Origin of the sequence: Bacillus coreaensis (genome assembly GCF_050586445.1) — a bacterium.
GTDB lineage: Bacteria > Bacillota > Bacilli > Bacillales > Cytobacillaceae > Robertmurraya_A > Robertmurraya_A coreaensis.
On the sequence record NZ_JBOCCY010000015.1, the window covers coordinates 67947 to 79873 of the forward strand.

At 34.2% G+C, this 11927-nt stretch carries 8 protein-coding genes and 2 pseudogenes; 5 read left to right on the forward strand and 5 right to left on the reverse strand.

Annotation, left to right across the window (positions count from 1 at the left end; translation table 11 throughout):
- Positions 1-294: 294 nt before the first annotated feature.
- The gene (gene pfkA / locus ACQ5H4_RS18660) at positions 295-1254 is read left to right on the forward strand and encodes a 6-phosphofructokinase (RefSeq protein WP_430776500.1); all 960 of its coding nucleotides are present in this window, start codon (positions 295-297) and stop codon (positions 1252-1254) included.
- Positions 1255-1480: 226 nt separating this feature from the next.
- On the opposite strand, the gene ACQ5H4_RS18665 is transcribed toward pfkA, so the two are convergent.
- Positions 1481-2491, reverse strand: a complete 1011-nt coding sequence (locus ACQ5H4_RS18665) for a Gfo/Idh/MocA family oxidoreductase (protein WP_430776501.1) — start codon at positions 2489-2491, stop codon at positions 1481-1483.
- A gap of 226 nt (positions 2492-2717) precedes the next feature.
- On the opposite strand from ACQ5H4_RS18665, the gene ACQ5H4_RS18670 reads away from it, so the two are divergent.
- Positions 2718-3575 (forward strand): MurR/RpiR family transcriptional regulator, encoded by an 858-nt coding sequence (locus ACQ5H4_RS18670; protein WP_430776502.1) that lies wholly within the window; start codon positions 2718-2720, stop codon positions 3573-3575.
- Positions 3576-3631: 56 nt separating this feature from the next.
- Here ACQ5H4_RS18670 and ACQ5H4_RS18675 read toward each other — a convergent pair whose 3' ends face one another.
- Complete coding sequence (locus tag ACQ5H4_RS18675) at positions 3632-4468, reverse strand: Cof-type HAD-IIB family hydrolase (RefSeq protein ID WP_430776503.1); 837 nt, start codon at positions 4466-4468, stop codon at positions 3632-3634.
- Between the two features lie 1117 nt (positions 4469-5585).
- Between ACQ5H4_RS18675 and ACQ5H4_RS18680 the strand changes: the two are divergent.
- Positions 5586-5999: pseudogene (locus ACQ5H4_RS18680) on the forward strand (heme-binding protein); the annotation flags it as partial.
- Here ACQ5H4_RS18680 and ACQ5H4_RS18685 read toward each other — a convergent pair.
- Positions 5978-6352, reverse strand: a complete 375-nt coding sequence (locus ACQ5H4_RS18685) for an HAD family hydrolase (protein WP_430776504.1) — start codon at positions 6350-6352, stop codon at positions 5978-5980. The pseudogene ACQ5H4_RS18680 and the gene ACQ5H4_RS18685 sit on opposite strands and share 22 nt — an antisense overlap.
- 297 nt (positions 6353-6649) lie before the next feature.
- Here ACQ5H4_RS18685 and ACQ5H4_RS18690 point away from each other — a divergent pair, with 297 nt between their 5' ends.
- Positions 6650-7858, forward strand: coding sequence for a coiled-coil domain-containing protein (locus tag ACQ5H4_RS18690; protein WP_430776505.1), 1209 nt, complete (start codon positions 6650-6652; stop codon positions 7856-7858).
- A gap of 591 nt (positions 7859-8449) precedes the next feature.
- Here the strand turns inward: ACQ5H4_RS18690 and ribB are convergent.
- Both ribB and ACQ5H4_RS18700 read right to left on the reverse strand, forming a co-directional pair.
- A pseudogene (gene ribB / locus ACQ5H4_RS18695) lies at positions 8450-9037 on the reverse strand (3,4-dihydroxy-2-butanone-4-phosphate synthase); the annotation flags it as partial.
- A gap of 28 nt (positions 9038-9065) precedes the next feature.
- Positions 9066-10100, reverse strand: a complete 1035-nt coding sequence (locus tag ACQ5H4_RS18700) for a LacI family DNA-binding transcriptional regulator (RefSeq protein WP_430776506.1) — start codon at positions 10098-10100, stop codon at positions 9066-9068.
- Positions 10101-10479: 379 nt separating this feature from the next.
- Between ACQ5H4_RS18700 and ACQ5H4_RS18705 the strand changes: the two genes are divergently transcribed.
- The gene (locus tag ACQ5H4_RS18705; protein ID WP_430776507.1) at positions 10480-11916 is read left to right on the forward strand and encodes an L-fucose/L-arabinose isomerase family protein; all 1437 of its coding nucleotides are present in this window, start codon (positions 10480-10482) and stop codon (positions 11914-11916) included.
- Positions 11917-11927: the final 11 nt, after the last annotated feature.

Sequence of the window (11927 nt, forward strand, 5' to 3'; positions counted from 1 at the left end):
TGTTTTTATAAGGGTTTTAATCAAAAAGTAAAAACATATTCAGACTTTGGGAAGTCTAATGGAGTATACATGGAAGAGTTTCGACTTTTAGCACGTGCGATGAAGGAATTATTATGAATAAGATGCTCTTATTTATAGATAGTTGACACCAACGAAGAAGAAAAATATATTAAATATTAAAATACTTCGTAGAGAAATAAAAAGAAGTAGTTTAATATTTAATACTTAGAGAATAGCTAAGTAGGCATGTAACTGAAACTGCTTTATAAATTACATAATGAAAGAAGGGAAATTATGAGAAGAATTGCTGTACTAACTAGTGGTGGAGATTCTCCGGGAATGAATGCTGCCATTCGGGCGGTAGTTTTGAGAGGGATCGATAAGGGGTTAGAAGTATTCGGTGTTTACAATGGTTATGAGGGTCTGTTAGAAGGAAATATCGTTCCGATGAATCAAAAGTTTGTTGATGGAATCATACAGCGTGGGGGAACGATACTACGTACATCAAGAAGTGAGCGATTTAAACTGGATGAATCTCAACATGAAGCAATACAAAATTTAAAGGATTTAAATATTGATGGACTTGTTGTAATAGGTGGAGATGGATCTTTTCAAGGTGCGTTGAAATTATGTGAAAAGGGACTACCTGTTGTGGGCATACCTGGAACCATCGATAATGATATATCTGGTACAGATTATTCAATAGGTTTTAATACAGCAGTAAGTACTGCAATTGATGCGATTGATAAAATTCGTGATACCGCTTATTCACACGAAAAAACTTCAATTGTGGAGGTTATGGGACGTGGTGCAGGGGATATTGCCTTATGGGCTGGACTTTGTTCGGAAGCAGAATCAATCATTATTCCGGAGGCAACTTATGATATTAAAGATGTCATTGCACGTATTCAAACGGCAAGGGATCGTGGACAAAAGGATTGTATCATCATTGTTGCAGAGGGTGTGTGTAGTGCTGAGGATATACAAAAAGAGTTACAAGACCACATACAACTAGATACTAGGGTGGTTGTACTAGGATTCTTACAACGTGGTGGGACGCCTACTGCCTATGATCGGATGATAGGTAGTCAGATGGGGGCAAAAGCTGTGGATATCCTCATTAGTGGGGATCATGGAAGTATGGTTAGTGTAAAGAATGGTAAAATCACTTACACCACTTTTGAACAAGCTTCGACAGAAATACACGAAATTGATATGTCATTGTATCAATTAGCACTTAGTTTATCCATGTAGTAATTTAGAATAAAAAAATGAAATTCAAACTCGTAGGATTGTAAGTTTGCCTACTGTCTTTGTGAAACCTCTTCATTTAATTGAAGAGGTTTCATTTTTAGTATTGTACAGTTTTAACTCTATCAACTGCTGGTTTGCTCTGTTCCAAAGATAGAAACTAAGTATCTGGTAAATCTCCCGCCATTGTTATGATATCTGCGACTATCTGGCCAGAACCTAGTAAATTTTATTCTTTGATATGGTTAATCCCTTCTTCTAAAATTTCCATCTGCCGTATGGTTTCTTCATCCTTAACAATTTTTTCTTTTCCATGAATGATTGATTCATACACTCCATCGTAAATCCGTCCGTAGTCACCAACTTCAGAAATGACTTTTTCTTCATGATAGTTTCCATCATCATCCACATAAGTTAGAACGCCATAGTGTTCTGGTAAATCAATCCCAAAGTCCTTATTGGTTGGCATATAAAATAGTTTCAAATGCTCTTCTTGTCTATCTTTTGTTTGTTTCACAAAACCCCCTTTATTACCATAAACGATAAAGCTAGGACGTTCTTTCAGGCGGAAATAACTAGATTTAACAGAAACTTTTTTGGAATCATAAAAGAAATCCAAATCAAAATAGTCATTGAAATGTCCTTTTCCAAGAAGTTGTCTTACATCATAAGAAATATGATTGGGATTACCAAAGTAAGAGAGAACTTGATCTATCGTATGACATCCGTGTCCATATAAATAACTGTGCTCTCTAGAAAACTTTAAAGACTTTGGTACTTCAGGTCTGAAATAATCATAGTGCATTTCCACTTCTAAAATATCTCCTAATACACCACTATTAATCACCTTTTGTACGGTTAGGAAATCTGAATCAAATCGGCGATTTTGATAGCATTGAATAAATAGATTTTTTTCTTTTGCATAGGTAAATAACTCTTTTGCTTGGTCAGAAGTCTGTGTAAATGGCTTTTCGACTAGTACATGTTTGCCATTTTCCAGTGCCAATTTAGCATATTCATAATGTTCTTCTGAAGTACAAATGACGACTAATTGAATCTCGTCGTCGAGCCAGATTTTATTTAAATCATGAACATAATTTACTTCAGGTATTTTCTCCCAAACACTGTTATCTCGTCGAGAGTAAATAGTTTTCACTCGGATGTTTTCGTTTTTTAATGAAAAAGGTAGGTGATAGCGGTTCGTACTTTTTCCATTTCCGATATAAGCAATCGTTAACATAAAAAACTCCTCCAATTCTCTTTTGCTAGCTTGATTATATCTGAGATGCTAAGTATTGAGAACGCTTATATATCAGACAGGACCACATTTTCAACAATACTTAGAATCGATGACGTTAGGCTGAACATAATGTTTAAAGAAGAGTTCAGCTTTGTGATTTGGTATATTAGTTATGAAATTAATCGATATAAATAATTATGTATTGTCAATCCAATGGAGGGAAAATATGACATTATTACATAAGCTTGAACACAAGCAAGGGTTTACTGACACTGAAATAAGAATTGCTGATTTCATTTTAATAAACCAAGAAGATGTCCCGAATATGTATATTCAAGAGTTGGCAGAGAATACCTATACATCCCACTCTGCAATCATTAGGCTTACTCAGAAATTAGGATTTTCAGGTTATAGGGATTTCAAAGTAGCATTAATCCATGAAATTCAAAGTAATAAGCATACTATTGGGCATGTTGACCCTAACTTTCCTTTTCTCCCAACTGATAGTTCTATCAACATTGCCAAAAAAATGGCTGATTTGACGATTGAAACTATTAGAAAGACATTAGTGAAGTTGGAAAGGAATCAATTAAATAAAGCAGTTGAAATAATTAGAAGTTCGAAACGAATTTTTCTATTTGGCATTGGAGATTCCCAGATTCGTGCTCGTAGCTTTCAAAACAAATTTATTAAAATTAATAAGCACTTAATCATCGCTGATGAATATGGAGAAGGAATATGGAATACGTTAAGCATGGACAAAATGGATTGTGCTATTTTTATTAGTTATACTGGGAATTCAGTTTCACACATGAAAATAATAAAATATCTCGCTTCAATGAGTATTCCTTCAATCATGTTAACTAGTAATTCTGAATCAACAATGTCTAAACTATGTAATCTGACAATTGAGGTCCCGCATGATGAATATGATTTTTTCAAAGTAGGAACATTTTCTTCTCAAATATCGTTTGAATATATCCTCGATACGCTTTTTTCAATTATCTATGCGAAAGAGTACACAAGTAATCTCAATGATTTAAAGAAAAAGGAAGAGGCCATTAAAAAATGGGACCTACTTTAAGTAAGTTAGAGAAATAACATCAAAAAAACCGCCTTGGCGTTTTTTTTTGAAATGAATTAGATCAATCCATATTTTTTAAAACTATTATAAATGCCATCCTCATCATGTGTATCAGTCACATCATTAGCTATTTTCTTAACAGCTTCATGTGCATTTCCCATTGCGATTCCGTAGTGAACGAATTCAAGCATTTCTAAATCATTCCAGCTATCACCGTATCCAAAGGTATCTTCCTTCTTAATGTTTAAGTGGTTTATTAATTTTTCAATAGCTGTCGCTTTGTTTACACCTAGAATGGATACTTCACCACTATCTTCTCCAAAAGCAGATACTGTGCTAGGGATGACTGTGAATTTAGATGCAAATTCTCCTTTTATTTTTTCAATCGGTAATTCTGAACCGAAAAAGGAGATTTTATTAATATCATCTCTAATTGGATTTTCACACTCGATGAAAGTATCTAGGAAAGACTTTAAACCTTTTTCGATTTCCTCTTTAGAATTAGGATGAGCATGTTGTAATCTTTCTAAAATAGAACGGCTATGCTTGTTAGCATTTTTACTTGTAAATATACCGATGTTCGACTCCAGATTAAACTCTATTCGATGAGTGATAAAAAAGTCTACAATATGCTTTAAATCCTCTTTTTTAATCATTTTGTGAAAGAGCACCTCTTGATCCATTTCTATATACCCGCCAGCAGCACCAATAATACCATCAAATCCAACTTCTAGTATTTCAGGGAATATTAGTGCTTTGGACCTCCCCGTACAAATAAAAACAAGATGACCGTTTTCTCTAGCCCTTTGTACAGCTAGTTTGGCGGATTCAGGAATTAAAAGTTTATCGTTAACCAAAGTTCCATCGATGTCCAAAAAAATAGCCTTTTTCATACTCTTAACCTACCTATTCTTCATTTTTAAGATAATCATTATATATATGATTTTTTCTAATTTATTTTGAAATCTAATTATATATATTCTATTTTTGTTGTGGAGAATAGAAAATAGGTCAAGAGCTTATTGTTATGTATACCAACTAAAATTATGTGTTACATAAATGAAACACCTTGTTACATTAGTGGTATTTTATGAAATGTTGGTCTTAATATTTCAAAAATAATTAATACAGGTTGGGAAAAAACTAATAAGAAAGGAGTGAGATAAAATGAGTCATACCAAAAACAATATGCCTATTGGATAATATCAACTCCATACTACTTTTTATATAGGAAGACCAAATGTTTGAGACCTCGTTTACGGTTAGTTCGAAGAGTGGCTATGATTATTCTCATTTTTTATCTACTGTATGTTGCTATAATTAACTCAGATAGTATAGTTAACAATAAAGCCAAGCATACCTATTTGTATGCTTGGCTTTTAATTATTTTGGTTTCAAATAAACGGAAAAATTCCGCTTAAGTAGTAAAAAAAATAAAAAATAGCTCTTATAGTCGGAGAGGTTCCGCCTATTGGCTCGAAAAGCGTGAAAATGGGTGGGGGTTGCTTTGTATAACCGGAAAAACTCCCCTTATATGCCCCGAAACGAGCTTCATTCTGTATCTAACCGGAAAAACTCCGCCTATTTCCCAACCAAGAGAGTTTTGCTTCAGACTGTATGAGCACCTTGTCCTGCCACAATGTGAAAAACCGATCATCATAGTAACAATAGCTATTGTAGATAAGGTCGATTCATTCGAATCAAACCCGATTCGTCTCCATACTGGATAAACGATATACATAAACCTCCCTTCCAACAGTATATTGACAGTCAAATATAACCAAAGTCGACCAAAGGTAAAGTGGAATAACCAGATAACTATAACCAAATATGCCCCATATACTCAAGGAACCGGGATGACTTTATCCTACCAAAACATACTGGCGAACTATATTAATACTAATAGAAGATTAGATTCTCTAGAACTAGGTACGAAGTCTCCAGTTGAAGATGTGCAGAACTGATATAGGCTTTTGAAAAACATAAATTTGGAAGGTAAAGGAATTTGGGATGTTAAATAAATTGAAAAGTGAATTGAAAGGACAATATCCGCTAGGGTGTGCAAAGGTTTTGGAAGAAATAGAGGAGTTATTTGTCTTTGAAATCTTTGATAGTCAAGTTGCATTATCCGTAGGAAATTTGATTGTACAATTATCTCAGGAATATAAAGAAGATGTAATCGTAAGAATTACAAGGGAAAGCGATAAATTACCTGTTTTTCAGTATGTAGGGAGTAGTAAATCACAGAGAAATATTGACTTTGCTTTAGCCAAAAGGAATACGGTTTTAAAAACAGGCCATTGTAGTTTGTGGGCAATGGCTCAGGAGTTGACCAATGGTGGTTTAGAAGAGATTTTTCAAGAAAAAAGTAATTGCTTACCAGTAGGTGGAGCTTTTCCTATCTATGTAGGGAAACAGTTGGTTGCACCTATTACATCATTAACAAAAGAATCTCCAATGTATACTGTACGTTTTTTGTTTAACAGAAGCTTTTTTTCAACGGTTTCAAAAACGAGGGAAGTCGGTTTCGCACATCCAATTGCTTCGGATATGAAAATATTTTCTTTAGGAATCCATCTAGTTAGTCCCAACTGATTAATTTTCATCAATTGATGTTGGTGAGGTCCATTCGTTAGAATGCCTAGCTGTTTACCTCTTTTATTAAGTAATTCTAACAGTCTTTCAATTTCAGGAAATAGAGTTATTTTATTTTGATCTTCTTCATAAGTCCTTTGAAAAGTAATAGCTTCATTTTCGTTAATTTCAATATCAAACATCTCGCTACTGTGCTAATACCCCCAATCCACTGGATATCAATCAGTGAAGGGGCTCGTGAGACTAGACTTACTCATGAAATGGAGGATAAGGATTTATCGATGAATTAGTATTTTTTCATCCCGAACTAGAATACTATGATATTTAAAAATTATGTTGAATTTAGTAATATTTGAAATATATTTGTAATCTTTATTGTCAGATTTTGATGATATAATACTATTATCATAGGTATTTGTCGAAATGTTAATTATACATATAAATTGTGTCGCTGCGTAGAAGCAGGGAGGATAAATAAATTGAAGAAAACTACATTAACTACATTAACTACATTAATTACAACAGTAACACTTGGAATAGGTAGCTTACTTACTGTTTCACCAGTAAATGCCGAATCCGTTCATAGTATTCAAAGTAATATTGTAAGCGCTCAACAACAGCTTAGTAGTTTACAAGCACAGCGTTCGGAAGTAGAAGTACAAATACAAAAAAATGAACAAGCTATTGCTGACAACAGCGCTAAAATTGAATCTACAAATGCCCAAATTGTTGAATATCAGGCTGAAATTGACCAACTAAACAAAGTAATTTCCGAGATTGAAGAACGAATTACGGCCCGTAATGAAACTTTGAAAGCCCGTGCTGTTTCGTATCAAGCTAGCGGTGGTCAGTTAAGTTATTTTGATGTAGTATTTGGTTCAAAAAGTTTTGGTGATTTTATTGACCGTGTTGGAGTAGTTGCAACAATACTAGATGCTGACCGGGAAATGATAGAAGCGCATGAAGCGGATAGAAAGGAAGTACAAGAGAAATACAAGGAAGTTGAGCAAAAGTTAAACGACCTGAACAATATGAAGGTTGAACTAGAGGGAATGCAAGCTCAAATTGCTGAGCAAAAGGCAAACAATGAGGCTCTAAGAGCACAGTTAGTAAACCAAGAAAATGATAGTAAAGCAGAAATCTCAAGTCTTCAAGAGCAGAAAGCAGAATTACAAAGAGCTGCGGAGGCAGCGATAACAGCGGGTTCTGTCTCACCGAAATCACAAACTGGGACAAGTAAAGGAACTTCAGTTAACAGCTCTAATTCAATACCTGTTTCAAATACTGCAGTCTCATCTGGTTCTATTTCGACTGTTATAAATGCAGGCAATAAATATATTGGGAATTCAGTCTATGTATTTGGTGGTGGAAGAACAGCCTCTGACATCGCGAATGGACGTTTTGACTGTTCTGGATTTGTCTCTTGGGCATTTTCACAGGCTGGTGTTCGCGTTGGTGCTAGCACGGATACTTTAAAAAATACTGGTACACCTGTATCTGTAAATGAGATGCGTCCTGGTGATATGGTATTCTTTAATACATACAAACAGGATGGACATGTTGGAATTTATATCGGAGGTGGCAAATTTATTGGATCGCAAAGTTCAACAGGTGTAGCCATTGCTAATATGTCGAGTGGATATTGGGCAAATACGTTTAATGGTAGAGTGATGAGAGTTATTCATTAGTAGATTAAAAGACAGGGAATTTTCCTTGTCTTTTTTTATGTGCGTCCTGGCATAAGTGTAAAACCACTAGAGGATTGTGGACCTGTTTCTAATGAAGAGTTTTTGTGTATGGAGCATAGGGGGCTCGAACCCCTGACCTCTACGCTGCCAGAGGAAAAACTATTGAACAACTGAGTAAAATAAGTTCAATTAAAAACAATTAAGTCTGGTATATCAAGGCTTTTAGCATGTTGTTAGTCAATCTAGATCAATTAAAATCAATTAAAAAAAATAAGTCTGTGCACACTTTTGTGCACAAATTGTGTAACGGAGTCAGAATTTCTTATTAGTTAATTTCTATTCATTTAAAGAATTGCAGAACATATATTAACACTGGTCATACTTGGTAAACATCGAGTTATACTTAGTTTTATGCTACTTTCTCTTTTATAGGAGTTCATAGTCATAAAAGTAATACGATGAATATTAAAAAAGCCCAATGACTCAATGTCATTGGGCTACTGGTATTTACTCTTTTGATGTTATACACCTTCTTATTTTACTTAAGGCTTTAAGATAACTGTTTTAGGAGTTGGTGTTATCTCCCTGCAAAAATGTAACTAAATCCTTAATTGTTATTATTTTTAAATTGTAAGTATCTGAGAATTCTTTTAAATCATTCAATCGTGCCATTTTCCCATCATCTTTAATTACTTCACAAATAACTGCCGCAGGGAAACTTCCAGATAGTTTTGCTAAGTCAACAGCTGCTTCGGTATGTCCAGGTCTCTCAAGCACACCCCCATCAACTGCTATTAGGGGAAACATATGTCCTGGCTTTCTAAAATCACTTGGGATGGATTCAGGATTTGCTATTGCTCGAACGGTATCTGCTCGTTCATAAGCAGAAATTCCTGTACTATTAGAACGATGATCAACTGAAACAGTAAATGCGGTCTTTAAACTTTCCGTATTCTCCGAAACCATGATTTGAAATCCTAATTGTTCTGCTCTTTCTCTTGTAATGGGGCAGCATACCAAGCCACGACCATATTGGATCATAAAGTTTATTGTCTCAGCTGTTATATTTTCAGCAAGAGCTAAAAAATCACCTTCATTTTCCCTCTTTTCGTCATCCATCACTATAATGATTTTTCCATTTTTTAAATCTTCAATTGCATCTAATATTGAACTCAGCATATAAAATTCATCCTTAATTTTTATTTAACTAGTTTTTTTCTGAACATGAGTTTCTCTCAATCAGTTCCGTATCAACAAATACTTTAATTTTATCAAAGTTGTTATTTTCAATCTGTCGGATTAGTATTTCAACCGCAAAAAGCGCAATTCTATCTTTTTTAACACGAATAGTTGTTAATTCTGGGGTGATAACTTGCGATTCAAAAATGTCATCAAAACCAATTACTGAAATATCATCTGGCACTTTAATCCCTAATTCGGTAAGTGATTTAATAACACTAATTGCCATATAATCTGCTTCGCAAAATAAAGCAGTTGGTAGTTGGTTACAATTATTTCTAATTTTCTCTACAAAAGTCTCTTGAGATGAAATAGTTGTTGGGGATATTGAAAAATAATTGTTTTCACTAATATTTAGATTTCGTTCTGTTAATGCTTGAATAAAACCTTTTTTCCTCATATCAAAATTGTACATTCTGATATTCGATTGAACATAACCAATATCATGATGTCCGTGTTCCATTAAATACTGTGCAGCCTCATAAGCACCGTATATATTGTTCATCACAACAAAGTTAACGTCTAGTGTTTCAAAGCAAGTATCTAAAACAACTAAATTTGGTTGAATATCTGAAATAATTCTGATTTGCTCAGAAGTTAAATTGGTACCCAATAACAAGATCCCAGCGGACTTTTGCTCTTTTTCTAGTCTAGTTATTTCATCCTCAAATGTTTCTATATTTATAGATGAAACCATTAAGGAATAACCACTAGAAACAATTTCAGTATCAATACTTTTGATCAACTCCATGAAAAATGGAAGTGATTCAAATTGTTCTGTTACAATACCTGCATTTGTCACAGCAACAAATCTCAGTAGTTTAGTATTCGTTTGATAAACTTGTTCAGCTTTAATAATAGGACGTGGAATGTAACCATAATCCTCTGCGATTTTCAAAATTTTATTACGAGTTTTCTCACTTACTCCGTTTTTCCCGTTTAGTGCTAAAGAGACCGCTGATTTTGATACATTCGCTAATTTAGCGATATCATCTATTTTCAAATAAATGCACCTTCCTAGAAGTGTTAAGTTGTTTGTATTGAATATAAACGAATTATAACACACTTTTATTTTGTTTAGTTAGTATTTAGATTTTGTTTAGTTATTTTTTATATAAAACTGATGAAGATTACATTGTAATATGAGAAATAGTCCTATTTTATGACACGATTTTGTATTTTTATATAAAATTAATCTAAAATTATATAAAAATAACTAAAAAAATTTATTTAAAATATTGACTATTAGTCTAGAGGTTGATAATATTACCTCAAGGGAATTCCTTGAACGAAGGGTATGTAAGCGGTTTTAAGTAAAAAAACTAAAAAAGTTTAGTTAATTAGATCAATTTAATTAATGTAATATACTTCGGAGGGTAGTCATGAAAAAACTCAAACTTGGTTTTGCTCCAACTCGGAGATTTGTATTTAGTAAAGAGGATGCACTAAAATTTAAAAATTTAATCAGAGAAAAAATTGAAAGTTTTGGACTTGAGTTGGAAATTGTTGATTTAGAAGGAATTAATGAAGAAGGGTTATTGTACGATCGTTCTCAAGAATCGATGATTATTAAAAAATTTAGAGATTTAGAGGTAGATGCTTTATTTTTTCCTCATTGTAATTTTGGAACGGAAGACATCGTAGCGCGAGTAGCAAAAGCTATTGGTAAACCCGTTTTACTTTGGGGTCCAAGAGATGAAGCTCCTTTAGAAAATGGGATGCGTCTCCGTGATACGCAATGTGGACTATTTGCAACAGGTAAAGTTCTTAGAAGGTTTAACGTGAAATTCACGTATATTACGAACTGCAGCGTGGATAGTCCTGTTTTTGAAAGAGGCTTTAGGAATTTTATTGCAGCAGCCAATGTTGTAAAGCAATTTACAAATCTAAGAATCTTGCAAATTTCAACTAGGCCATCTGATTTTTGGTCAGTTATTTGTAATGAAGGTGAATTGTTAGAGACATTTGGAATCCAAGTTCATCCGATTACGCTTGAAGAGTTGAAAAAAGTAACTTTGAAAATTGAAAAGATTGACAGTCCTGAGTTAGATGAGTCCATGAACTATATTAAGGAAAAGCTTGATTGGAGCGAAGTGACAGAACAGGACGTTCGACGAATTGCATCCTTGAAGGTTGCGATGAAGCAGCTTGCTGCTGATACAGGAAGTACAGCGATTGCGATTCAATGCTGGTCTACCTTGCAAGACATCATTGGCATCATGCCTTGTTTGGCTAATGCGATTCTTACAGACGAACAAATTCCAGTAACATGTGAAACAGACATCCATGGTGCAATTACCTCCATTATGGTTCAAGCAGCAACATTAAACACAAAACCAACATTTTTTGCAGATATAACTGTACGTCACCCTGAAAATCCAAATGGCGAATTATTATTCCACTGTGGTAACTTCCCTGTATCGTTAAGTGTGGAAGAAAAACCAAAGCTAAACAAACACTTCTTGTTTGACGATCATTCTCCGGGAACACATGAAGGAGAAATCAAGGGGGGAGAAATGACGATTGCACGCTTTGACGGAGATCATGGCGAATATTCTATCTTCCTTGGTAAAGCAAAGGGGATTGAAGGTCCATTCACCCGAGGTTCATATGTTTGGGTAGAAGTAAACGATTGGCCGTTATGGGAAGAAAAGTTAGTAAAAGGACCATATATTCACCATTCAGTAGGTGTCCATGCTGACGTTATTCCGGCACTGTTTGAAGCATGCGAATATATTCCTGGTTTAACTCCTGATCCAGTAGATCCAACTGAAAGTGAAATAAGAGCATGGCTTCGTGGAAGTGATCTTAATAAATAGAACAGGAGGAG